Raw genomic sequence first — 22,932 nt, 5'->3', positions numbered from 1 at the left:
CATCATCGTTTCTTGGAACGTGCGCGATGTCTTGCTCAAAAATATCGATTCACTGCGCAAAAGCAGTCGGAGTCAATATTGAGATCATCGTGGTCGATAATCACTCCAAGGACGGCACGGTCGATGCCCTTCGCGCTTCCTATCCGGACGTCACCGTCATCGCCAACACGGAAAATCATGGTTTCTCCAAGGCATGCAACCAAGGAATAGAAGCTTCCAACTCGCGACACATTCTGCTTCTTAATCCCGACATGCTCGTCGAGGCCGATGCGCTCGCCAAAACGGTCGCGTACCTCGATTCACATCCTGATGTCGCCGTCGTGTCCGGCAAACTTCTCAACAAACACGGAAAACCAATTCATCATTTCCGACGTTTCCCGACCATCGGCGACCAGCTCGTTGTCATGTTCAAGCTCGGTAAACTGTTCCCGCGCTTACTCGACAAGTACCACGCTCTCGATCTAAATCCCGACCACGAACAATCCGTTGACACCGTTCGCGGTTCCTACTTCGCGATCAACCGCACCGCTCTCGACAAGCTCGGCACACTCGATGAGCGTTACTATATTTGGTTTGAAGAAGTCGACTATTGCAAGCGTGCGCATTTCCACAATATGAAAGTCATGTACGTGCCATCGATTGTCGCGCATGACTTGGTCGGGGAGAGTTTCAAGCAGCGTCATCTCTTTTGGAAGCAAACGCATTTCATGCGTTCGATGCTTTCGTACTTTGAGAAGTGGCATCCTGGCTGGCGCGTGTGGGTCATTCGCGCCGCTCGTCCCGCTGTTCTTATTGCGGCGCAAGTCGCTGACATGGTGATGTATTGATATGGCGAGACTTGCCGTACAGGTGATTTTGTATCACAGCAAAGACACGATTGATGCGCTCAAAGCCTCGCTCGAGGCACAGACATTTCGTGATTTTGAGGTTTGGTATCGGGATAATGCCGTAGAAGAAAATATCGGGTTTGCCGGAGGACACGCAGCGCTTTACCGCCAGCATGACGCGCCATTTGTGATGCTGTTAAACGATGATGCCAAGCTTGATGCGCAATACCTCGAGCATGCGATGCGGCGCATCGAGTCAGACGAGCGCATCGCAAGCGTCACGGGACTTGTCTATCGTATGGACGGAGTAACGATCGACACAACCGGTCTCGAGTATCGTTGTCTTGCGCGCGTCGTTGACCGCCAAACCAATCCAGAATCCGGGGAAGTCTTTGGTGTCTCCGGTGCTGTCGGTATATATCGCCGTTCCGCGATCGAGAAAGCCGGCGGTCTCTTTGATCCGGTCTGGTTCATGTATAAGGAAGACGTCGATCTCGCGATCAGATTAAAGCGCGCCGGTTTCATGGCTTGGTTTGAGCCGCTCGCCATCGCCTGGCACAAACGCGGAATCAAAGAAGAGGGAAGTGGTTTTGTCGCGCGCTTTATCGCAGAGAGAAAACGCCCAGCGCTACTGCGTCGTCACGCCTACATCAACCAGCATCATCTCTACACCCTGCACGCAGCGCTTTCTCTTGGTTTTTCAGATTTTTGGAAATCGCTCACGCAAGAGTTGGCTCGAACACTCCTTGTATTTATTACCTCGCCAATCGTTTGGGTGAGCGCCGTATTCTCTCTCGCCAAATCATTTCCTCGCATGTGGAAGCGACGCAAAGAGCTGGAAAAGCTCGGTCTTCCGCATAGCCGCATGCTCGTATGAGTCTCCCAAAAGTCGGCATTATCTATCTGACATTTCCAACGAGCAATGGCCGCGAGGACATTGATCGATGCTTGTCTTCGCTCGAGAAGCTCGATTATCCGCGTGAATCCGTAGAGCTTATTTGTGTCGAGTCCAAAGGCAGCCGCGAACCGATCAAACCTTGGTTTGATCAAACATGGCTTCCAAAATCCGGAACAAGTCTCCCGCGCATTTCCTATATTTTTCGAGATCAAGAAATCGGTTTCTCCGGCAACAATAATCTCGGCCTCGAGAAAGCTCGTGAACTTGGCTGTGAATTCATCTACCTTTTGAATGAAGATACCGATGTCGATCCCGAGTTCTTGAAAACAGCCGTAGAACGCATACAGTCGGATGAAAAAATCGGCATCGTGCAATCGCTCATGCTGCTCGGACAAGATCGTGATCGAATTAACTCATCAGGAAACGCCTACCATTTTCTTGGGTTCGGATATTCGAATGATTACCGTATGACGCGTGAAGCGTGCCGCGTGACACGTGAAGAAATCGGTTACGCTTCCGGTGCCGCCATGCTCGTCCGTATCTCCGCATTAAGCGGCGAGCCGCTCTTCGACGAAAAATTCTTTTCCTATCACGAGGACACGGATATTTCTCTGCGTCTTCGATCACGCGGCTACAAAATCATGCTTGAGCCGCGTTCTATTGTCTGGCATCACTATCAATTCGCAAAAGCCAAAATCAATTACTACTGGATGGAGCGTAATCGCTGGGCGATCGTTCTTTCCTATTATCGATTCTGGACCCTTCTTCTGATCGCTCCAATGGCATTCGTTATGGACCTCGCGCTCACGGCGTTCTCGATCAAAAACGGTTGGTCTGACATGAAATGGAAACAAATTCGAGAATGGTTTGATCCAAAATTCTGGCGCTGGATCAGGGCTCGTCGCAAGGTAATTCGCGCGACGCGTTCCATTGGCGATCGTGAATTACTCCGGCTCGCTGTCGCAGATATCCGATTCCAAGAAGAAGCCGTCCGCAATCCCGTACTCGACTACATCGGCAATCCCTTGATGCGTGTCTATTGGTTCGTGATTAAGCGCCTCGTCATCTAACAGAAACGCCCCGCACGAGAATCGGCGGGGCGTTTTCAGTCAGCACTTGGCGATCGATGGATTTGTCGCCTGGGGAAGAACGCTCTTGTCGAGCAGTTCTGCCGCCTTGATGATGATCGGTAGAAATTGAAGGAGGAACGGCCGGAAGTTCAACGGCTCTTCGAACGAGATCTGGAGGCTCTCCACCTCGCTCTCCATACTGCGCGTGTCCTGGTTGTACGCACGCATCATGGTCTCGACACCGACTCCGTCAGTATTCGTATCGCGGCACAATTCGAGGAGATTCTTGAGACTCTTGATACTGATCTGCCCCTGAGCTGTAGCATTGGTCATCCCGTCGCTTGTCCCAAAGTCGTGCCCGATGGTCACGCCATCCTCGCCCAGCTTGATGAAGACGGCGATCGTGAACCCTGCCTTTGCGTCGGTCAGCGTCCGGCTGAACTCGATGAACGTCGACTCTTCCACTTCTTTGGTCATTGAGCCTCCTGATAAAAGAACCAGCTTATCTAAGCCAAAAAGTGCTGCAGAGTCAAACTCTTGCCATTTACCAAGGTTTCTGCTAACCTACGGCTCAATCCTATGAAGGCTGAAATCCACCCAGCGTACACCGCTGATGCAAAAATCTCGTGTGTCTGTGGCAATGTTGTCACGGTCGGTTCTACCGTTCCTGAGATCAGCGTAGAACTTTGTTCCGCTTGCCACCCGTTCTACACGGGCAAGCAGAACCTCGTCGACACCGCAGGCCGTATCGACAAGTTCGCCCGCCTCGCCAAGGCCAAGGAAGACCGCGCAGGCGTCGGTTCCAAGAAGATCAAGACGGCCAAGCGTGCCGCTACCAAGGCTGCCAAAAAGGCGAGCAAGGCTTAGGTAGTTAAACCGGCTTTTTCGTTATCGGTGTTATCATGACGCCGGAACGCTGAGCCGGTTTTTCATATGTCACAACTTCTGACACAGGCCAAACAGGCCATGGAAGAGCTTATTAAAGCCGAAGCCGCACTCGCGACACCGGAAGTTCTTGGTGATCCAAAAAAACTGAAGGTCGCCTCCATCGCCTTCACGCATGCGCGCGATAAAGCTGAGGTCGCCAAGGAGTTGCTCGATCTCGACCAGGCTGTCCGCGATGCAAAAGAAGCTGCAGCCTCGGACGATGCGGAGATGAAAGAAATGGGAGCCTCCGAGCTTATCCGTTTAGAGCCTGAGCTCGCCGCCTCGCTCGAGCGTTTTGAATTAATGATGGTTCCGCCAGACCCGCATGATGCAAGCGACGTCATCATTGAAATCCGCGCTGGTGCCGGCGGCGACGAGGCCTCGTTGTTCGCGGGCGATTTGCTCCGCATGTATTTGCGCTACGCAGAACGTCGCGGCTGGAAGACCTCGCTTGTTTCCGAGTCGACCAATGAAAGCGGCGGCTACAAAGAAGCGGTGATGGCAATCGATGGAACCGGTGCTTACGGCTCGCTTAAATTTGAATCCGGCGTCCATCGCGTCCAACGCGTTCCAGTCACGGAAAAAGCCGGCCGCATCCACACCTCAACCGCGACCGTCGCCGTGCTTCCAGAGATTGAAGAAACGGAAGTCGTTATTGATACAAAAGATCTCCGCATCGACACCTTCTGTGCCGGAGGTAAAGGCGGTCAATCGGTTAACACGACCAAATCTGCCGTGCGCATCACGCACATTCCAACCGGCGTTGTCGTGTCTTGTCAGGATGAACGTTCGCAGCTGCAAAATCGTGAACGCGCCATGACCGTTCTCCGCGCACGTATCTGGGAAGCACAAGAAGAAAAAAAGCGCGCTTCACTCGAGGCTGACCGCCGTAATCAAATCGGTTCTGGCGACCGCTCAGAAAAAATCCGTACCTACAACACGCCGCAAGATCGCATTACCGATCACCGCATCAAAAAGTCCTGGCACAATATCGAGCAGATTCTTGATGGCGATCTCGAGCCGCTCATCGCGGCCGTAAAATCCGGTAAGAAGGGGAATGAGGAAGAGGAAGAATAAACACACGCCCGCTCGGGCGTGTTTTGTTAAACCCTTGACCAAAATGCTAGACCACGCTTTTCCCGCGCCATATCGTTTAGTCGGCACTTTCAAAGGAGAACAGCGTGGACATCGAGATTCCCATCGTGGATCTGACCCAGTACCTCAAGACCGGCGACGACGAAGTTGCAGCGAGGCAGGTGGCGGCCGCGATGGAAGAGCTCGGTGTGCTCATCCTCCGCGACCCCCGTGTCGACCGCGGACTACCGGTCCGATACCGCAACATGATGCAGGACTTCTACCGGCTTCCGCCGAAGGTGAAGGAGCAATACGTCCAGCCGCCGCTCGCAAACGGCAAGCAGATCTACGAGACCGGCTGGCGGCCTCCGTTCACGGAGCTGCCGCGTCGTCGTACCGAGGTCTTGCACCTCATTCCCGACGATGCAAAGCCGCTTGAGCCCCCGGAAAAAGATCCCAAAGAGCGCTACATGGACCCCGTGGGTGATCGCCCTGCTGAAAGCGAGTTCCCTGACCTCGACTTCCTGCCGCGTTTTACGCCGATGGAAATCGACGGTTGGACGACCCTTAGTGATGCCTGGGGTCTTGCGATGGGATCGACCGTCGACAGTGTGATGGAGCTTCTCGCAATCGGCTTCGGCGAATCGCCGGATCTGTTCACAAGCAAGCTTCATCTGGGCACACGTAAGCTAGCTCCGACCGGCTTCGATCTCTCCAAGCATGGTGCTCCGGGCACAGTCGCCGCCGGTTTCCACAACGACCTTTCGTGTATCACCATGCACGGCCGTTCCAATTACCCTGGTCTCTGGGCTTGGACGCGCGGCTGGCGTAAGTTCGCCGTACGTCTTCCAGACGACGGCTGTCTGCTCTTGCAGAGCGGCCGTGTACTCGAGCATCTCACCGCTGGCCGCACGCTTCGTGGATTCCATGAAGTCGTGATCGGTGAAGAAGCGCGCGCCAAAATCGAGGCGGAAAAGCTTTCGGGCGTTGCGCCTTGGCGCGTCTCCACAACGATGTTTGTCAACATTCGTACAAGCGAGTGGCTTGAGCCGATCGGCCGTTTCACTAACGAGCCATCGGCGGAGTGGTACTTTAATCAGCGCGAAAAGTGCGGTACCCGCATGATGAGGACGCTTAGCGAGAAAGCAGTGAAGCCCGCCGCCTGAGATCGCGCCCGCCCGGAATTCTTCTGGGCGGGCGCTTCGCTTTTTATGAGCCTACATTCGAGGTAATATATTTTTATGCCCCAACGCGCCTCCAATGTCGATATCGGTTCCGGTATCGGGAAAATGATTTTCCACGGTCAATCGGCCAAGCGCATTGAGCGCTCGCTTGGAAAAATCGATAAGGAAAAAATGAAGTCAGCGCTATCCCGACGTGGTCTCGGCGCAAAAGATCATAAAGAAATCGCCAAAGTATTGACGGGGGAGCATCGTGCCGGCTGGCGTCATAGTGATCTGAAGAATCTTGTGGAGGCGTTGCAGGATGTGAAACTCGCAAGAACGGCCAAGACGGCGCGAGAGATGGTGTTAACGGCTAGCCGTGATGCGCAGCTGAAAGCCAACCCCGGTCTCACCGCTGGTGCCATTAAAAATCGACTGAAACGTATTGCGGTCGAGCAGCGTGCAGAAGCAGAAGGTGGCGAGACGACTGAAGCGGGAAGCGAGGACATGAGCGTGCTCGACAGAATGCGCGGAGCCGCAGGTCGTGCAAACAAGATGGAGCGTGTAGCGAGTAGCGCGACGCGCGAGGACGAGCCAGCCAACAAGAGCGTCAGAAAAATGCGCGAGGAAATCCGTCAGGAGATGAAGCTCCAGCCAAAGATTATTATCCCAAAAAAATCAGAAACTGCCGGTGGTGGTTTTCAGGCATAATCGATTGACAAAAACACATTTAAATACTAGTGTCGATTGACGCACCTTGAAAGGAGCTGGCGATGACACGCCTGATTTCCGTACTCTCATTGTTTGCGGTATCGGGCTGCGGCCTGATCCTCGACTTCGATCCGCGGCCGGAGACGGCCTCCCTCGATGCATCCTTCGACGCGAGTCGCTACGACCTCGACGCCAACATCCTCGTCGACAGCAGCCTGTCTGCCGATACCGATGTGGTCGATAGCTCGTTTGATTCCGGACGCGTCCGACCCGACGGCTCGCTCCTCGATGCCGCCATCGACCGAGATGGCTCGTACGATGGTTCGTATGACGCGGCGTCAGACGCTTCGTTCGACGGAGACGCTCCAGTCCCGCCCGATCCCTGCGACGACGAGCTCGGACTCTGTATTCGTTTCACAGACCCCGAGCCTGTCTCGCCGACGACCGCCATTATCTCGATCCGTTACTGGACGGAAGGGGGAGTCACTGTCGATTCTGGCTGGACGTACGACAGCTGCGTCGGCGGCCTCCGCCGTATCGATCCCAACACGGTCGACTGTCTGTACACGGAGATTCCGCTCTCGTCCGAGCGCGTGATCTACCTCTACCCGTTCGCAACCACCCCGCGCTGCGACAGCACGATGTGCGCAGGTTTCTTCACAGGCTATTGGTTCTGGATCGATGGAATATCCGTCCCGTCGATGCCTGGTGCTGGCCCAGTTAGTCTCGCGCGCCGCCCCACGCCTCATGGCATGATCATGGCTGTGGAGTTCCGCACCCCATAAAACGCGTTCTGAATAATCGCTCTGTTGAGCCCTCCAATGCCTATTGGAGGGCTCTTCTTATTCCATTGACAAAACCCCTATTTTATGCTATATTTCGATGTTCAGATTCTGGATAGCTCTTTAACCTCTAGCCCCAAAAAGGAGGGCGAATGACTCAAAAATCGCTCCTGTTCTGTGTGACGCTCCTGGCTCTGCCGGGTTGCATGCTCGATCGCAGTGCCCTCGGATGTCCCGTAGGCACGATGTACGAGCCGGGGGGCTCGCTGTGCGTGCCTCTCGTCGCGGACGCCGACTTGCCCGATGGCAGCATGCCGCTCGATGGCGGAGTCGATGCCTGGGTTCCCGACGGCGACGCAGGTCCTCTGCCCGACGCCTGGATCGACCCCGACGGGGGAGTCGATGCAGGCACGGACGCCGGTACGGATGCGGCAACACCTCCCGACGCCGGACGAGACTCCGGTCCCGTCCCCATCGATGGCGGCCCTCCGCGCCGCTGCGAAGACTCCACGAGCGGATTCTGTATCCGCTTCCAGAACACCGAGGGCTCGCCCGAGGTGACTGGATGGAGGATTCAGTTCTACTGGACGGTCACCGGCGGCGGAGTCTTCCGCATGCCGGACAACCGGGATCCAGAAGGCCTCACGGTCTTCGCTTCCGCCTGCGACGTCCTTCGCCGCATCGATGCTCGCACGACCGAGTGCGAGATCACCGTTCCCGATCCTGGACGAACGACCATTGGCAGCGGTCCCTTCTACGCCTACCCGACGTACGCGTCGGGTCCGGCGTGCACGTCTACCGGCTGCCCCGCCTACTCCTCCGGCTATCGGCTGTGGGAAGATGGTGTAGAGCGCAGCACGGCACCGGCGGATGGTCATGTGAGCCAGGAAAGTCGTCCGACGGCTTTCGGCTCCATCATCGTCCTCCGCATCACGCCCTCATGAACTCGCGCGCCCCACCAATTCTGGTGGGGCGCGTTTCTTTTTTATAAAAAATGCAGCGACCCCTGTACCGAGTGTTGGTACAGGGGTCTTGTAGTCAGTGTTTACGCCCGGGAATCCCCATTCTTCTCGTCGGCGTACCATCTGCAGTATCGTCGATCTTGGGATCATCGGGGACCAGATCGTCAAAGCGTTCGACGATCTTGACCGCGCTGTAGCCGGAGTTGCGGACGCGCCGCTCGCTCGTCGGCCTGGGTACCTGGTCAAAGTGTCGGATGTCGTTACGCTTCGCAATGTCAGCAAGCTCTGCTTGGAGAACAGTGTGAACCTCGTCGACGCGGCACTCCGGTTCGATTCGAACCCCGGTCACGATAAGCTTCCGTCCATCGAGGACAGGGACGATCGCGAACGTGAGGAATCCGACGATGCGGCTGTGCTCGCTATGAACCTGATTCGCCGAGTCACGGACGAGGAGCATGTCCCCATCGGCTGCAGCAAACTCTTCGACAGCCTTTCGCATCCTGGATACATCCTCGGATTCGTTCAGGCGGGAGAGATGCTCCAGGTCGATAGGCTCGATCTGATTTGGGTTCAACCAGTAGGGGTTCTGTACCCGTTCCGATTTGGAGCCCCAGCGTTTGATCCTCTGTGTCCGATATCGTTCACTCACGAAAACCTCCTGGGAAAAAGAGCGTTACATATGAATAGCCCAAACTCTTGCCAAAATCAAGGGGTTCCGCTATTCTTTTGGCACTAAATCACACCGTTCGTCCAACCTATTGGAGACTCCAGCCCCTTGTCCGCCTCGGCGGATCCGGAGTCCCAGGACGCGCGTAAAAAAGGAGCTAAGATATGGGAAAGATCCCGCAATTGGCTGACATGCTGCAAGCCGGCATGCACTTTGGCCACCAGACATCCAAATGGCACCCAAAGATGAAAAAGTTCATTTTTGGCTCCCGCCAAGGCATCCACATCATTAACCTTGAAGAGACCCAAAAGGCGATGGAAGAAGCCTTTGGTTTTGCTCGCAAGACCGCTGGTCGCGGCGGTGTCGTGCTCTTCGTTGGTACCAAAAAGCAGGCCGCCCCTCTCGTTGAGGCAGCTGCCAAAGCTTGTGGTATGCCATACGTAAACGAGCGCTGGCTCGGTGGTACGCTTACCAACTTTTCCTCCATCGCTGCCCAGATCCGCAAGTACAAGGATTTGAAGCGCAAGCAGGAGAAGGGTGAACTCGGAAAATACACCAAGTTTGAACAGCTCAAGATCGCAGAACTCATCAAGATTTTGGAAAAGAAGATCGGTGGTATTCAGGACATGACCCGCATCCCGGATGCGCTTTTCATCTTCGACGTTAAGAAGGACAAGACCGCTCTCGATGAAGCTACCAAGCGCGGCGTGAAAGTCATCGCCGTTTGTGACTCCAACGTCGATCCGTCCGATATCGATTTTCCGATTCCGGCTAACGACGACGCCGTGAAAGCTATCGCCATGACTGGCGACTTGATGGCTCAGGCGATCAATGACGGCAAGAAAGACTGGGAATCCAACCGCGCCCGCCTCGGAGGTTCGCTTGTCCCGAATGGTCAGACGATGAACAAGGCCTTCGCCGAACCCGTCAAATAGCATTTGATCGAATGTCATTCCCGCGAAGGCGGGAACCCAGCACCATAAAAAATCATTACATTCAAAAATATATGGCAATCGACGCCAAGATGGTCCTCGAACTTCGCAACCGCACCTCCGCCGGCATGGTGGACTGCAAACAGGCTTTGGAAGAAGCTGGCGGCGACATGGATAAGGCGATCGAGGTTCTCAAAAAGAAGGGTGCGATCAAGGCCGCAAAAAAGTCGGCGGAGCGCACGGCTTCCGAGGGTATCCTCGCGGCCTACGTCCATCACAACAAAAAGCTGGCGGCTATCGTCGAGCTCTCCTGTGAAACAGACTTCGTCGCACGCAATGAATCCTTCATTGCTCTCGCCGACGATCTCGCGCTCCAGGTCGCAGCGATGGATCCAACATTCGTAAGTCCGGAAACAATCCCGGCTGACATCGCCGAGAAAAAGAAGCAGGAATTTCTCGCCGAGATGGCCGACGACAAAAAGCCGGAAGACATCAAGCTCAAAATCATCGAGGGTAAGCTGGCTAAGTGGTACACCGAGGTGTGTCTCACCAAACAGTCCTTCATCAAGGATGATGAGAAAACAATCGAGCAGATGATCACGGCTTTGTCCGGAACGATCGGAGAAAAGATTGTGGTCACGCGCTTCCAGCGCATGCAGATGGCCGCTCACGCGACGAATGCGTGCTAAGAAAACGCCAAAAGAAAATCCCGCCAACGCAAGTTCGGCGGGATTTTGTTATACTGTATTCATTCTATGCCACGCATCGCTATCAACGGGTTCGGCCGCATCGGCCGCAATGTCTTCAAGGCCGGTTTCGACAAGCCTGGATTTGAAGTCGTGGCGATCAATGATCTCACGGACACCAAAACGCTCGCGCACCTTTTAAAGCATGACACGGCGTATCGCGCTTGGGATCGCACAGTCTCGGCTGATGCCAAGTCGCTCAAGGTTGGCGGGCAAACCATCGCGGTCTACGCAGAAAAAGATCCAGCCGTTTTGCCCTGGGCCAAACTCAATGTCGATATCGTTCTTGAATGTACGGGACACTTTACGGATTTGGCAGGTGCCTCCAAACATATTGAGGCTGGAGCCAAGCGCGTGATCATCAGCGCGCCAGCCAAGGGGGGAGACGTGCCAACATTCGTGATCGGCGTGAATGAAAAAGAAGCGGGCAAAGGCGCGCAGGTCATTAATAATGCGAGCTGTACCACCAATTGCACAACACCTGTTGCTGCTGTCATGCACGAAATCTTTGGAGTCAAAAAAGCGATGATGACAACGATCCACGCTTACACCGCCGACCAAAATCTCCAAGACGGTCCGCACAAAGATCTACGCCGCGCCCGTGCAGCTGCCGAGAATATCGTCCCGACGACTACGGGCGCTGCTATCGCGACAACAGAAGTTATCCCGGAATTAAAAGGACTCTTTGACGGCCTCTCGATCCGCGTTCCTGTTCAAGTTGTCTCGCTTTCCGACTTCACCTTTGTCCTTAAAAAGAAGGTGACGGTTGAGCAGGTAAATGACGCGCTCAAAAAAGCATCCAAGAATGCCCGCTGGAAAGGAATTTTGGAAGTTACGGAAGAGCCGCTCGTCTCATCCGACTTCATCGGCAACCCAGCCTCGGCGATTGCCGACCTCGGCCTCACAAAAGTCGTCGATGGCGATCTGGTAAAAGTCATCGCTTGGTACGATAACGAGTGGGCATACTCCCATCGCTTGGCAGAGATGGCATTGCAGGTTGGCCGATCGTTACATAAAAAATAAATGAAGCTAAATCTCCGGACTCTACCCCAAAACACAAAATAAAAGGCGTACCGATCTTGGTACGCGTCGATTGGAATGTTCCGGAAGCCGCAGCCCGCGGTCTCGAGGGCTCGCTCAAGCTTGAGCGCTCAGTTCCATTCATCAAGCAGCTTGTAAAGCGCGGCGCTATCGTGATTTTGCTTACGCATTTTGGACGCCCAAAACGTAAAGACAAGCTTCACTCAACGCGCCCGCTCGCCAAACGCATGAAGCGCTACGGACTCGACATCGCTTTTCATCCAGAGTCTGTTTCCAAACCCGAGGAACGCAAACGTCTTGCGGATCGTCTTGGAAAAGCCAAGCCAGGCTCTATCCATCTCCTTGAAAATGTCCGCTTTGAAAAAGGAGAAGAGAAAAATGCCGTGCCGCTGGTAAAAGCATGGGCATCACTCGGATATTTCTTTGTGAACGATGCATTCGCTTCCTGCCATCGCGCGCATGCCTCGGTTGTCGGTCTCGCAAAAATGCTTCCGTCCTATGCAGGCCCAAGTCTCGCTCAGGAGGTTGTGCATCTTGGTCGGCTTTTGGAAAAGCCATCATCGCCATTCATTGCTGTGATCGGTGGAAAAAAGCTATCGAGCAAGATTCCTGTTATGAAGGAGCTGCTTGAGCGCTGTGACCAGGTCCTCGTTGGGGGAGCGATGGCGACGCCATTCCTCGCAGCCAAAAAACTCCAAGTCGGTAAATCCTATTTGGAGAAAGCCTCGATCAAAGAAGCCGCAAAACTGCTCAAAAAAACCGGCCTCGTCCTCCCGTCGGATGTCATGGTCGCAGATAAGCTCATCGCAAATCCAAAACTTAAGCGCGTTTCTGTCGATGCAATCGGTAAAAAGGACATTGTCGTCGACATTGGACCATCGACGCTCGCCGCTTGGTCAAAAATCATCGGCGCGTCTAAAACCATTCTCTGGAATGGTCCCGTTGGCTGGACCGAGTGCAAGCCTTGTGGAAATGGCTCGCGCTTTTTGGCGCGCATGATCGCGACGCGTGCAAAGGGTTCTGCCTTTGGTGTTTCCGGTGGCGGAGATACGCTGCCAATTCTCGCAGAAACCAAAACCGCCAAGTGGTTTGACTTCATCTCGACTGGTGGGGGAGCTATGCTCGAGTTTCTAAGTCTCAAAGGAAAGCTTCCTGGCATTGTTGTGCTTCAGCGTCGATAAATCGATAAAGGGTCGAATCAGTGGTATACTTGGAGCAAAATAATTTTATGCCTCCAAAAAATATGCCATCTGAATTAAAAGATAAGAGCATGCTGTCCGGCGCGTGGACCGGAGTCGCGATCATCCTCGTCGTATTCCTTGGCGTTCAGGCCTGGAAAACAGTCCTCGAGGCACGCGAAGTCGGCTTTGAGCCGGCAGGACGCGACACAATTACTATTTCCGGAGAAGGTAAAATCTCGGCCCAGCCTACCTTGGCGCAAGTGAACCTTGGTTTGCTTTCGGAAGGCCGCGATATTCCTATGACGCAGGAAGATAATTCCAAGAAGGTAAACGCCATTATTGCTGCGTTGAAGGGTCTCGGCATCGCAGAAGCGGATCTGCAAACAAGCAACTACTCGATCAGCCCGCGCTACGAGTATACCGATGGCCGACAGAATATTATCGGCTACAGTGTAAGCCAGAATCTCACTGTTAAAGTTCGTAATCTTTCGCAAGTCGGCGCCGTTGTCGCCAAGGCAGGGGAGCTCGGTTCCAACCAGTTAAACGGCATCACCTTTACCATCGATGAGCCGTCCGTGATCCAACAAGCCGCCCGTAAAGAAGCGATTGCCGACGCAGAAAAGAAAGCGCGCGAACTTGCCCAAGCGCTTGGTGTAAATCTTGTACGCGTTGTCGGCTTTAGTGAATCAACTCCAGGTACGCCAGTGCCCCCGATGTACTACAGCCGTCTCGACGCTGTAGCTCAAGCCGCCCCAGTTGCTCCGGAGATTCAGCCTGGCGAACTCGATGTTAACGCCAACGTAACAGTCACCTACGAAATCCGATAAATAGTTTTCAGGTTTCAGTGGTCAGGTTTTAGTTGCTTTCTGATACTGACACCCAACCACTAACCACTGCCATTCAATATGTTCGGAGGAACAAAAATAAAAACGGTCTTTGCAAGAGAAGTGCTTGATTCACGCGGCAATCCTACGGTCGCTTGTCGTGTGACACTGCAGTCAGGGGCTTCGTCTGAAGCGAAAGTCCCATCAGGAGCCTCAACCGGTTCCCATGAGGCTTTGGAATTGCGCGATGGCGGCAAACGCTATGGCGGCAAAGGTGTATTGAAGGCAGTCGACAACGTCAATAAAAAGATCGCCAAGGTTTTGCATTGTCTCGACGCATCCAAACAACAGGAGATCGACCAAATCATGCTCGATCTCGACGGCACAAAGAACAAATCCAAGCTCGGCGCCAACGCAATTCTCGCGGTCTCGCTTGCCTGCGCTCAGGCCGTCGCCGTTCACCGCCGACTCCCGCTCTGGAAGAGTTTGCGCAAGACATTCAATTTCCATCGAGAGGTCCGTTTACCGATCATGACAATGAATGTCCTGAACGGGGGAGCGCATGCGGATTGGTCGATCGATGTTCAGGAGTGCATGCTCGTGCCAAAACAAAAGAAACAAGCTGATCGCTTACGTGCCGGCGTCGAAACGTTCCACGTCCTCGCTAAAATTCTCAAAGCAGAAGGTTTTGCAACAACCGTTGGCGATGAAGGAGGCTTTGCTCCCAAGCTCAAAACGATTGAAAACGCATTTGATGTATTGGTAAAGGCGATCAAGATGGCTGGCTACAAACCCGGCCGCGATATCGCCATCGCTACAGACATCGCCGCTTCAGAATTCTACGACGCCAAAGCCAAGCTCTATCGATTCCGTACAGAAGGTCGTGATTACTCGGTAAACGAGCTCCTCGCACGCTATAAGAAGCTCCAGCACGATTATCCGATCGAATCCATCGAAGATCCTTTTGCAGAAGACGACTGGTCCGCATGGAAACTGGCAACGGCGGAACTCAAAAAGAAGTCAGTCATTGTCGGAGATGACTTCTTTGTCACTAATATCGATCGTCTGCGCCGAGGAATTGAGTCAAAGGCCGCCAACGCGATCCTTATCAAGCTCAATCAAATCGGCTCGCTATCAGAAACGGTCGCCGCAATTAATCTTGCACATCAAAACGGCTACAAGACCTCGATTTCACATCGCTCGGGTGAAACATCGGATACGACTATTGCCGATCTTGCCGTAGCATGCGGCTCCGAGTACATCAAAACAGGTTCGCTTTCCCGTTCAGAGCGAGTTGAAAAGTACAACCGGCTGCTCGAGATAGAAATCGAGATGAAAAACGCCTGATTCAGGCGTTTTTTATTTGTTGTTCTAGTGCCTCAATCTGTTTTTTGTCGATCGTCGACAGAATTTCACCCACCGTTGCCCGATGGTTATGGGTGATATCCCGGAGCTCGCCCTGAAAACGTTTATAAGCATCGAGGATTTTTTGCTTTTCCTCAGCAGACAGGGGTTGGTTCATAGATTCTTTATGTAGTATACTGCACGCGTAGTCACATGTCCTCGCGACGTTCATTTTTGTACGGTTTCTTGGCCATCGTTGCCAGTGGCATGATTGTAGTTCCTGCCCTTGTTTTTGCAGCTTCGTCAACCAACTTTGATGTAAATCAAGAACGCGGAGGCCCTGTGGAGTATACAGGCGGCTCAACAAACTACGACATCAAAGCGGAAATCGGTCACCCGGGCGTTGGTCAGTCGACCTCGACAAACTTTGTTTTTGATCACGGAACCATTTGGTTTTTTTCTGCGACGGGTATCAATCTTTCGATTCAATGGGCCGTCCCTGAGCTTCGTGTAGGCGCAACATCAACGAATGATGACGCCATCTTTTATCTGAGTCTCCATACCCCGGGAGATGCGGATAACGTCATTGTCGAGAGCATGGCGTATTTGGCGACAACTTCCGTCGACGGTACATACACGACATCAGTCTCATTCGCGGCACCCGCAGGTGTTTATGATGTAGGTATCAAGACACATCAACACCTTCGCAAGATTTTACAGGATGTAACGTTGAACACGGGTACGACAACGGTGCTGAACTTCACAAATGCCACAAATACCCCTGGTTATTACGGTGACTTGAGATTACTTGGTGGTGATATCAATGATCTGGGGACGTCAACATCTACACTTGGAGACGATGTTGTGAATTCTGTTGATTTGTCCCTGATCTTGCCGGAGCTCGACCTGGATGATGTTACGGGTAACGCCTATAGATCAAATCTTAACCAGGACATTGTAATCAACTCCGTAGATTTGAGTATTATGCTGAAAAATCTTGACTTGAACGGTGAACAATAATTTTCTTATGAAACATCTCTTCCGACGGTTTGCAGGTTTTGCCACGCTCGGCCTTGTGCTAGCGATTGGCATGTCCGGCATGGCGCAAGCCGCCGCTCCAACCGGAGCCGACTGGTTCCAGCTCCTAACCAACCAGCAAACAGGTTCTGATAATACGGGTGATGGAAACACGGGAAATGGTTCTGACCTGAACTACTACTATGTCGGTCAGACGTTTACGTCAGTGATCCAAATCCGATCAACGGGTCCAGGAGCAACGGCTGCCAATATTTGGATCGATTATCCGTCAACAACCACGACGGCCTCCAACCTAACAACGGGCTCATTTTTTAACACGTGGAGCGGTCAGAACGTGAGTTCGACGGTTTCTCCAGGCGTTGGTCGCGTTTTCTCTACGGGTGCTAACATTCCGGTATCCGTTTCTTCCGGTACAGGGACTTTTGGAAATGTCGACTGGACGGTAAGCCGTCCAAATTCGTTAGCGCGCGCAACCTCGAGTCCGGCAACTTTGGATATAAACATCGGCGTCATTGGGGCTACAACGGAATCAAATATTTCCAATGCCGGCGTCGATTTGCTCGACAGCGCAGAAGATTTTCAAGTCCACTTTTGGGCCGATACGATCCGCCCATTCGCGGAAACAAATAACATCGCCTCGGGCACCACGGGTGTCGTTATCGATGCGAACTACTTATTCCGCTTATTCGATACTCGCGACGGTGAAGGTTTTTCAACCTCTACAGCTAACAATGCTGGCGGCGTTGGAACTGGTGTAAATACGGCAACACCTCCTGGCACGCTCACACTTACTCCAACGCACTTTGTTCCAACAAGTTTTGATGCTTATTCCTGTTCCGGTGTCTGGGGTACGAATGTCTGTAACACCACCATCGACCCGCCAAGCCCGCTAGGAATTGTAGGGGATACGCGAAACTGGCTCTATAACCAAGCCTATCAGCTTTGTATTGCTAACTATCAGGACTTGGCGTCGGCGTCTCAGAACCAGCTCGGTGAACCAAATGGTCCTAACTCGATGCTAACCAAGTGCTTTGACTTTACCACGGAGCCAGACACGGTTGCACCGCAAGTCGTGAGTGAAACACCGGCTGCAAGTAGCGCTGGAAATTCAATCGCGACGAATATTACGATTAACGTAGAAGATCGTAAAACCTACCCAGCAGGTCCGTCCGGTGTCGGTGTTGCTACAACGACCTGTGCTTTTGATGTCTGGTCCGAGTCTCAGGCTACGACAACGTACGCTTTGCCGAGTGCATTCGTGACGATCAACCCGATCTCTTACGGTTTTCAGTACGTCATCAACCCGGCTACCGATTTTGCACAAAATGAACGCGTTTGGGTGCGCGCTTACGCTTGTCAGGACTTAGTTGCTAACACAATGGCCGACGACAACTGGTTCTTTGATACCTCAGATACGGATCCGCCGTACGTTATCAACAAATTGCCTGACAACGATCAAATTGCAGCAACATCCACGAATATACAGTTCGGTCTGCGTGATGACGGTGTGGGCGTTGATATTAACAATACCGTGATCTTCATTAACGGTATCTACTACTCGGCTGGCGGTGGCGCAGGGTCAGTCACGCTCTCAGGAACAATCATCTCCTTTGCGACCTCTACGAACTTCACGCCGTTCTACGTTTCAACCTCGACGAATCAATACGATTTCAACATTGGTCCGCTAACATTTGCAGACGGTGAAGCGATTCCGGTTATTATTTACTCACGTGATACGAGTAACAATTTGATGCCGCGTGTTGTCTACGGGTTGGTAGCGAACGGTACAGGCGTCTGTCCTTCCGGTGCAACATTCTGCGGCGTAAATACGACCTGGAACGGCTCATCTTGCGTTGGAACCGCTAGCTCAACTACGGTCACAAGCTGTCCTACGACTGGCGGCGGCGGAACCTCTTATGTTATTGAAATCAACGCTACCACGGTACGCGTTGACCAGATTGACGGGGATTCTGTACTCGTCTCTTGGCTGTCTAACCGTCCCGGCACAGGGCGCGTTGTTTACGGCGAGCAAACATCGGTTGATATGACGCTTCGTCCAAATTACGGTTACGATAATTCTACGCCAGAATACAATCACAATGATACCTATCATGCGGTCGTAATCGATGGCCTTGAAGCTGGAAAACTCTACTATTTCCGTCCAATCACGGAGTCCAACGGACAAGAAGTTTACGGTAAAGAAGTCTTGATGACGCCGGTCTTTTCAACGCGTATTTTGAGCGAGGAAGGTACGCCGATTCCAACGGAGTTGATTTGTCCAGCGCCAGCTCCGACACCGGCTCCATCGCGCACGACCACCCGCCCTTCGCGTAACGGCGTCGTTCCTGTGCAGGTGAATACACCTGTCAACCCAACGCGTCCGCCAACAGTATCGACTCAGCCCACGGGTACAGGAAATGGTCCTAAGATCGAGAATATTGCTCCGGTTGGCGGTACATTGAACTTGTTTGGAAGCGGCGGAGTTGGAAATATTCGTATCATTATTTACTAAAACTATGGCCGACCAAACAATCATCGCGACCGGCACAGCCGAGATCGCGCCAAACGGAACCTGGCAGATCGAGGTGCCGCCAAATGTTCCGGCCGGCTTACATAAAGTCGTTGTTGAGGACGATAACGGGGCCCAGGATGATGCGCTGCTTTACGTTGAGCGCAGCATGGTCGACCGTTTAACGCAGGTTATGCCTCCGGTTTTTGGTCTGTCCTTCCTGTTCTTTCTGGTCATCATTCTGATTTTGGCTGCAAATAACATCCGACTTGGAAAAATCGCCGACGAAAACGCTGATCTCAAGAAAAAGAAGAAATATTTGCGTCATGCAATGTATTTCTCTGTCGTAATGGTTGTCTTGTCGCTCATTGTCGGTCTCACGCTGAACTGGGGTACATCGATTCTTGAGAAAACGATGAATTATATCGCTCCAGGTCAAAAAATGATGGTAAAAGATGTAAGCGGTGCATTAGTCGACGCAAACGGCATGCCTGTCCAAGGCGCAACGCTGATCTCGGGAGATACGAGTATCGTGACAGGGGAGAGCGGTATGTTTGCCTTCCCATCGGTATCCTCGGAGGCCGGAATCCGCATCTCACATCCGGCAGTAAAGCGCGTTATCAACAAAGAGGTCCAGGGCCCGGGCAAGATTGATCTCATCTTTGATCCGGGACTTATGCAGTCGCTCGTCGAGGTAGCCGAGCTTGAAGCAAAAGGGGACAAGCGCAATCTCTATAAGCAAGTTACCGCAGATAAAATCAAGGCAGGCTATTCTCAGGATCAGTACGTGAACTCGTATAAGACGAACTTCACCCCGGTCGATCTTTCTTCTGGACCGGTTTACATCGGAAGTATCAAGCGAATCGACAAGTATCAGTCCGTAATTTCGGGCGAAATATTTCCACAAGTTATCAACATTGAGGTCTTCACTTCAAGCGGAATCGCAAATTACACGTTCATGATGGAGCAGGGGAAGTGGAAACTCGTATTCTAAGCCAAAAAAATAGCTATGAACACTCCCGCTACTCTGCGGGAGTGTTCGTTTATAAAGAGTTTAGGAATGTGCTATAATAATTACTGTAATAGGGACAAAAAATCCCGAATACAAAAGCAAAAATGCCCCTTTCGGGTAAGAAAAGCACCTTCCGCTCTTTGATAGCCGTATTCACGGTAGTTTTTTTCGCTATCTTAGGTTTCTTTCAAGTAAATTCCGCGCTTGCTTCCGTTCCTCGGGAAATTAACTACCAATCTCGCCTCCGTTCATCGACCCTTGCTCCTATTACGGTTCCGACGGACATTCAATTCAGCATCTACTCGTCCCAGACGTTGGGTGCATACACCGACACCGCATCTTCCTCCGGTCCGCTTCTCTGGAAGGGTGTCTACGATGGCGGTGCTTGTCCCCAAATCACCCCGGATGCTGATGGCTACTTTGCTGTTCAGCTCGGTTCCGCCTGTGCTGTCTTCCCGTCTTACATCGATTGGAACCAGACGCTCTTCCTCGGTGTCCGTATCGGCGCGGATGCAGAAGCCAACCCCCGCGTTCAGCTCTCGGCCTTTCCATACGCTTTGAATGCAGAAGCGGTCGACACCTTCTCCGCTTCCTCGACGGCCGCTGCCAACACGCTTCTTGCTCTCGATCAGAACCTGAATTTCAACATCCTGACCGGAGGCTTCCTCGGAGCCTACTTCACGATGAGCTCTTCAACCGTTACTTCCACGATCGCTGGCAATTTTGATGTGCAGGGGAATACGACCTTGGGCAGTTCTTCCGCCGATCTTATCTCGGTGAATGGCCGTTTCAACACCGACCTTGTTCCAGCTCTCGACCTTGCCTACTCCCTTGGAAGCGCCGCCAATCGCTGGAATGGCGAGTTTGGAACAGTGACAACAACAAATCTTAACGTTCTCGGTGCAGCCAACTTTACAGACATCACCTGGGTGAATGCGACGGGTACCAATACGACGAGCACCAATCTGTTTGCGACCAATGTCGGTGCGACGTATATCAACTTTGATTCGGCGACCGGTGTCTCCCTAAATCTCTCCAACACCCTCTACATCAACACGATTGCCATCAATGCCACAGGCACAACCTCCACGAACTCCGGTGCCTGGTTGATCGGTGTCTTTGATGAATTCACCTTCTCTAACGCGACCAATATTCAGGATGTATTGGATGATTTAGATCTCGCAATTTCTAATGTATCAACCACAGAAGTCGACACGTTACAAACCGTCACGAACCGCGGCAATTCAACTACGAACACGATTCAGTTTGCGGGCGGTACCTCAACCGGTGTCCTTAATATCACCGGCGCAGGAACCTCGACGGTCTCTGACAATTTCCAGATTCTCGGTCATATGACCGTAGGAAACTCCGGAATTATTGACGGAGGATCTGTGTTCGCGAGCACACCGGGCTCGGTGGTGCTGAATGTAGAGGAAGAGTTTACAAGCCCTCTCGCCGATTATACGCGCGGTGTCGCATCGTTTTTGAGGCTGAATTCTGGTGAAGCTAGTACACCCGCATCTGTAAGCGCCTACGAATCTTCTGTAGAAACAGCTGGCGCGACAAATTTTACAAGCGAAATTTCAGGTGTCAGAGGCCAGGTTTCACATATTGGCACCGGGTTATTGCAAACGTCGTATGGCTCAATCGGTATTTCCGCCATTGGTGGAACAGGAACGATCGGAAGTTCGATTGGCGTGTTTGGACAGTCCTATTCGTTTGGAGCGGGAAATGTAACGAGTGCCTATGCGCTTTATGGCGAGACCTTTAATAATGGCGCTGGTGCAACGATTACGAATAACTACGGTCTTTTTTTGGCAAATCAGGCAGGTGTTGGAGTAAACAATTACAATCTGTATTCGGCTGGATCAAACTCCTTGAACGTGATGGAGGGTAGTTTGGGGATCGGCGTCACAACGGCGACATCGAGATTGCAAGTAAATTCCGGCGCGTCAACCATCGTTCCGATTTTCACCTTGCAAAATACGAATGGGGACATTCAGATGTTCAACGCAACGGGGTCACCAGAAGGATTTGTCTCTGGATCGATAGGGGATCTTGCTGTTGATCTTGTCGGGGGGCGTTTCTACATTAAAGAAACTGGCACAGCCACGGTTACGGGCTGGGCTCCGTTTGCCACGGGAACAGGATCCGGGACGGAAGTCGATACGTTACAAACCGTCACCGCACGCGGAAATACGACCACGCTTCCGATCTACGTACAAAACACCTCGACGTTCAGAGACATTGTTCCGGAAACGCACAACCTGTACTCGCTCGGCACAACAACAACGCGATGGAAAGAGCTGTACGCGGTTACGACCTATGTCGGTTCAAGTACCTGGGCCTTGGAACAAGCATCAAATGCCGGATTCTCATTGAGAAACACCGCTAATTTAAATGACTCGATCCGTGTCAATCCAAATGGAGATGTTGGAATTGGTACTTCTGATCAAACGACGGTACCGCTTGCGCGTCTGCATGTGCTAGGAGGAAGTGTTTTGATGGGCGGCAATAGCGGTGAAGAGATCTTTTTGCTTGATCCAGTAGCAAATACGGTTTCTATTGGAGATTATATCGGCTGGAATTCCAATACGTTTATCCGTGTCGATGACAACGCAGCCAGAATCATCATGCCAAATGGGTTTGTTGGTATTGGAACATCGACACCGGCAACAAAGCTCGATTTGTTGGCCTCTAGCGCAAGCACAACGCCGATCATGACGATCGGAAATACGGCAGGCGACTATCAGCTGTTTACTATTCAGGCGGACCCAAATGGTTCTATTACTGGATCTCGTGGCGACTTAGCTGTCGATTCCACAAGCGGCCGACTCTACATCAAAGAGTCAGGAACAAATACAAATACCGGATGGGTTGGAGTAGCTACGGGCACGTCTGTGGCATTTCCAACGCTCGACTTAGCGTACGACGGCGCATCTGGCGCCGGCAGTGGACGTGCTATCTCACTCGACAGCGGTCCGGTTCAGCTTAATGTCAGCGGAGTTGTTAGCGGCGGCCTCGACTACTATCCCGCTATCCAGATACAGAGTCCTACCGACACAGCCGGTGGTTTCTCGGTGGGAACATTTGATTTTGGGTTCTCGAGCGGCACGGTCGCTGTTTTTGGTAATGATTTAACAAACTGGTCTACCACCTACACGGGCTATCTTTCGCATACAAAAGAAACAAATGATTTGAGCTCGGTTTATTAAATTCCGGAG

22 protein-coding genes are annotated in these 22,932 nt (G+C 52.5%); 19 read left to right on the top strand and 3 right to left on the bottom strand.

Features of this window, described 5'->3' with window-relative positions; genetic code table 11:
* Positions 1 to 26: 26 nt before the first annotated feature.
* From IPH19_01805 to IPH19_01795, 3 genes are read left to right on the top strand one after another with little or no spacing between them, the layout of a single operon-like run.
* Positions 27 to 827, top strand: a complete 801-nt coding sequence (locus IPH19_01805) for a glycosyltransferase family 2 protein (GenBank protein ID QQR61180.1) — start codon at positions 27 to 29, stop codon at positions 825 to 827.
* A 1-nt stretch (position 828) separates the two neighbouring features.
* The gene (locus IPH19_01800; protein ID QQR61179.1) at positions 829 to 1,704 is read left to right on the top strand and encodes a hypothetical protein; all 876 of its coding nucleotides are present in this window, start codon (positions 829 to 831) and stop codon (positions 1,702 to 1,704) included.
* Positions 1,701 to 2,795, top strand: coding sequence for a glycosyltransferase family 2 protein (locus IPH19_01795; GenBank protein ID QQR61178.1), 1,095 nt, complete (start codon positions 1,701 to 1,703; stop codon positions 2,793 to 2,795). The genes IPH19_01800 and IPH19_01795 overlap by 4 nt, the downstream gene beginning before the upstream one ends.
* 39 nt (positions 2,796 to 2,834) lie before the next feature.
* Here the strand turns inward: IPH19_01795 and IPH19_01790 are convergent, their stop codons facing one another.
* The gene (locus tag IPH19_01790; GenBank protein ID QQR61177.1) at positions 2,835 to 3,272 is read right to left on the bottom strand and encodes a hypothetical protein; all 438 of its coding nucleotides are present in this window, start codon (positions 3,270 to 3,272) and stop codon (positions 2,835 to 2,837) included.
* Between the two features lie 102 nt (positions 3,273 to 3,374).
* Between IPH19_01790 and rpmE the strand changes: the two genes are divergently transcribed.
* The 6 genes from rpmE to IPH19_01760 all read left to right on the top strand — a co-directional run bounded on the left by rpmE (position 3,375) and on the right by IPH19_01760 (position 8,396).
* Positions 3,375 to 3,662, top strand: coding sequence for a 50S ribosomal protein L31 (gene rpmE, locus IPH19_01785; protein QQR61176.1), 288 nt, complete (start codon positions 3,375 to 3,377; stop codon positions 3,660 to 3,662).
* 66 nt (positions 3,663 to 3,728) lie between these two features.
* Positions 3,729 to 4,799 (top strand): peptide chain release factor 1, encoded by a 1,071-nt coding sequence (prfA, locus tag IPH19_01780; protein ID QQR61175.1) that lies wholly within the window; start codon positions 3,729 to 3,731, stop codon positions 4,797 to 4,799.
* Between the two features lie 104 nt (positions 4,800 to 4,903).
* On the top strand, positions 4,904 to 5,962 hold the full coding sequence (locus IPH19_01775; GenBank protein QQR61174.1) for a hypothetical protein: 1,059 nt from the start codon (positions 4,904 to 4,906) through the stop codon (positions 5,960 to 5,962).
* Between the two features lie 75 nt (positions 5,963 to 6,037).
* Positions 6,038 to 6,670: a hypothetical protein gene (locus tag IPH19_01770; GenBank protein ID QQR61173.1), complete on the top strand. Its 633-nt coding sequence runs from the start codon at positions 6,038 to 6,040 to the stop codon at positions 6,668 to 6,670.
* Positions 6,671 to 6,732: 62 nt separating this feature from the next.
* Positions 6,733 to 7,455, top strand: coding sequence for a hypothetical protein (locus IPH19_01765; protein ID QQR61172.1), 723 nt, complete (start codon positions 6,733 to 6,735; stop codon positions 7,453 to 7,455).
* Positions 7,456 to 7,658: 203 nt separating this feature from the next.
* A complete protein-coding gene (locus IPH19_01760) occupies positions 7,659 to 8,396 on the top strand; it encodes a hypothetical protein (GenBank protein QQR61171.1) in 738 nt (245 codons plus the stop codon).
* Positions 8,397 to 8,490: 94 nt separating this feature from the next.
* On the opposite strand, the gene IPH19_01755 is transcribed toward IPH19_01760, so the two are convergent.
* Positions 8,491 to 8,913, bottom strand: coding sequence for a hypothetical protein (locus IPH19_01755; GenBank protein ID QQR61170.1), 423 nt, complete (start codon positions 8,911 to 8,913; stop codon positions 8,491 to 8,493).
* 332 nt (positions 8,914 to 9,245) lie between these two features.
* On the opposite strand from IPH19_01755, the gene rpsB reads away from it, so the two are divergent.
* The 6 genes from rpsB (at position 9,246) to eno (ending at position 15,152) form a co-directional block, all read left to right on the top strand.
* Complete coding sequence (rpsB, locus tag IPH19_01750) at positions 9,246 to 10,016, top strand: 30S ribosomal protein S2 (protein ID QQR61169.1); 771 nt, start codon at positions 9,246 to 9,248, stop codon at positions 10,014 to 10,016.
* Positions 10,017 to 10,087: 71 nt separating this feature from the next.
* Positions 10,088 to 10,702, top strand: a complete 615-nt coding sequence (gene tsf / locus IPH19_01745; protein QQR61168.1) for a translation elongation factor Ts — start codon at positions 10,088 to 10,090, stop codon at positions 10,700 to 10,702.
* 66 nt (positions 10,703 to 10,768) lie between these two features.
* Positions 10,769 to 11,782: a type I glyceraldehyde-3-phosphate dehydrogenase gene (gene gap / locus IPH19_01740; GenBank protein ID QQR61167.1), complete on the top strand. Its 1,014-nt coding sequence runs from the start codon at positions 10,769 to 10,771 to the stop codon at positions 11,780 to 11,782.
* Positions 11,783 to 11,838: 56 nt separating this feature from the next.
* A complete protein-coding gene (locus tag IPH19_01735) occupies positions 11,839 to 12,981 on the top strand; it encodes a phosphoglycerate kinase (GenBank protein QQR61166.1) in 1,143 nt (380 codons plus the stop codon).
* 62 nt (positions 12,982 to 13,043) lie between these two features.
* On the top strand, positions 13,044 to 13,808 hold the full coding sequence (locus tag IPH19_01730; protein ID QQR61165.1) for an SIMPL domain-containing protein: 765 nt from the start codon (positions 13,044 to 13,046) through the stop codon (positions 13,806 to 13,808).
* A gap of 78 nt (positions 13,809 to 13,886) precedes the next feature.
* Positions 13,887 to 15,152: a phosphopyruvate hydratase gene (eno, locus tag IPH19_01725; GenBank protein ID QQR61164.1), complete on the top strand. Its 1,266-nt coding sequence runs from the start codon at positions 13,887 to 13,889 to the stop codon at positions 15,150 to 15,152.
* A 1-nt stretch (position 15,153) separates the two neighbouring features.
* Here eno and IPH19_01720 read toward each other — a convergent pair whose 3' ends face one another.
* The gene (locus tag IPH19_01720) at positions 15,154 to 15,327 is read right to left on the bottom strand and encodes a hypothetical protein (protein QQR61163.1); all 174 of its coding nucleotides are present in this window, start codon (positions 15,325 to 15,327) and stop codon (positions 15,154 to 15,156) included.
* 35 nt (positions 15,328 to 15,362) lie between these two features.
* Between IPH19_01720 and IPH19_01715 the strand changes: the two genes are divergently transcribed.
* The 4 genes from IPH19_01715 (at position 15,363) to IPH19_01700 (ending at position 22,923) form a co-directional block, all read left to right on the top strand.
* The gene (locus IPH19_01715; protein QQR61162.1) at positions 15,363 to 16,169 is read left to right on the top strand and encodes a hypothetical protein; all 807 of its coding nucleotides are present in this window, start codon (positions 15,363 to 15,365) and stop codon (positions 16,167 to 16,169) included.
* 7 nt (positions 16,170 to 16,176) lie between these two features.
* Positions 16,177 to 18,699, top strand: coding sequence for a hypothetical protein (locus tag IPH19_01710; protein QQR61161.1), 2,523 nt, complete (start codon positions 16,177 to 16,179; stop codon positions 18,697 to 18,699).
* A gap of 4 nt (positions 18,700 to 18,703) precedes the next feature.
* The gene (locus IPH19_01705) at positions 18,704 to 19,690 is read left to right on the top strand and encodes a hypothetical protein (GenBank protein ID QQR61160.1); all 987 of its coding nucleotides are present in this window, start codon (positions 18,704 to 18,706) and stop codon (positions 19,688 to 19,690) included.
* A gap of 158 nt (positions 19,691 to 19,848) precedes the next feature.
* Entirely contained in the window at positions 19,849 to 22,923 is a 3,075-nt protein-coding gene (locus IPH19_01700; GenBank protein ID QQR61159.1) for a hypothetical protein, read from the top strand.
* The last annotated feature ends 9 nt before the right edge of the window (positions 22,924 to 22,932 follow it).

It is taken from the genome of Candidatus Uhrbacteria bacterium, assembly GCA_016699205.1.
GTDB lineage: Bacteria > Patescibacteriota > Patescibacteriia > 2-12-FULL-60-25 > 2-12-FULL-60-25 > CAIXDN01.
This window is presented reverse-complemented; position numbering and strand designations above follow the sequence as displayed.

Bases quoted from the DNA above. Each gene is read 5' to 3' on its own strand.
- IPH19_01705 (QQR61160.1), top strand. From the start codon at position 18,704: ATGGCCGACCAAACAATCATCGCGACCGGCACAGCCGAGATCGCGCCA.
- IPH19_01720 (QQR61163.1), bottom strand. From the start codon at position 15,327: ATGAACCAACCCCTGTCTGCTGAGGAAAAGCAAAAAATCCTCGATGCT.
- IPH19_01715 (QQR61162.1), top strand. From the start codon at position 15,363: ATGTCCTCGCGACGTTCATTTTTGTACGGTTTCTTGGCCATCGTTGCC.
- IPH19_01800 (QQR61179.1), top strand. From the start codon at position 829: ATGGCGAGACTTGCCGTACAGGTGATTTTGTATCACAGCAAAGACACG.
- tsf (QQR61168.1), top strand. From the start codon at position 10,088: ATGGCAATCGACGCCAAGATGGTCCTCGAACTTCGCAACCGCACCTCC.
- rpsB (QQR61169.1), top strand. From the start codon at position 9,246: ATGGGAAAGATCCCGCAATTGGCTGACATGCTGCAAGCCGGCATGCAC.
- IPH19_01805 (QQR61180.1), top strand. From the start codon at position 27: ATGTCTTGCTCAAAAATATCGATTCACTGCGCAAAAGCAGTCGGAGTC.
- IPH19_01770 (QQR61173.1), top strand. From the start codon at position 6,038: ATGCCCCAACGCGCCTCCAATGTCGATATCGGTTCCGGTATCGGGAAA.
- rpmE (QQR61176.1), top strand. From the start codon at position 3,375: ATGAAGGCTGAAATCCACCCAGCGTACACCGCTGATGCAAAAATCTCG.
- IPH19_01795 (QQR61178.1), top strand. From the start codon at position 1,701: ATGAGTCTCCCAAAAGTCGGCATTATCTATCTGACATTTCCAACGAGC.
- IPH19_01710 (QQR61161.1), top strand. From the start codon at position 16,177: ATGAAACATCTCTTCCGACGGTTTGCAGGTTTTGCCACGCTCGGCCTT.
- IPH19_01765 (QQR61172.1), top strand. From the start codon at position 6,733: ATGACACGCCTGATTTCCGTACTCTCATTGTTTGCGGTATCGGGCTGC.
- eno (QQR61164.1), top strand. From the start codon at position 13,887: ATGTTCGGAGGAACAAAAATAAAAACGGTCTTTGCAAGAGAAGTGCTT.
- IPH19_01760 (QQR61171.1), top strand. From the start codon at position 7,659: ATGCTCGATCGCAGTGCCCTCGGATGTCCCGTAGGCACGATGTACGAG.
- prfA (QQR61175.1), top strand. From the start codon at position 3,729: ATGTCACAACTTCTGACACAGGCCAAACAGGCCATGGAAGAGCTTATT.
- IPH19_01730 (QQR61165.1), top strand. From the start codon at position 13,044: ATGCCATCTGAATTAAAAGATAAGAGCATGCTGTCCGGCGCGTGGACC.
- IPH19_01755 (QQR61170.1), bottom strand. From the start codon at position 8,913: ATGCGAAAGGCTGTCGAAGAGTTTGCTGCAGCCGATGGGGACATGCTC.
- IPH19_01790 (QQR61177.1), bottom strand. From the start codon at position 3,272: ATGACCAAAGAAGTGGAAGAGTCGACGTTCATCGAGTTCAGCCGGACG.
- gap (QQR61167.1), top strand. From the start codon at position 10,769: ATGCCACGCATCGCTATCAACGGGTTCGGCCGCATCGGCCGCAATGTC.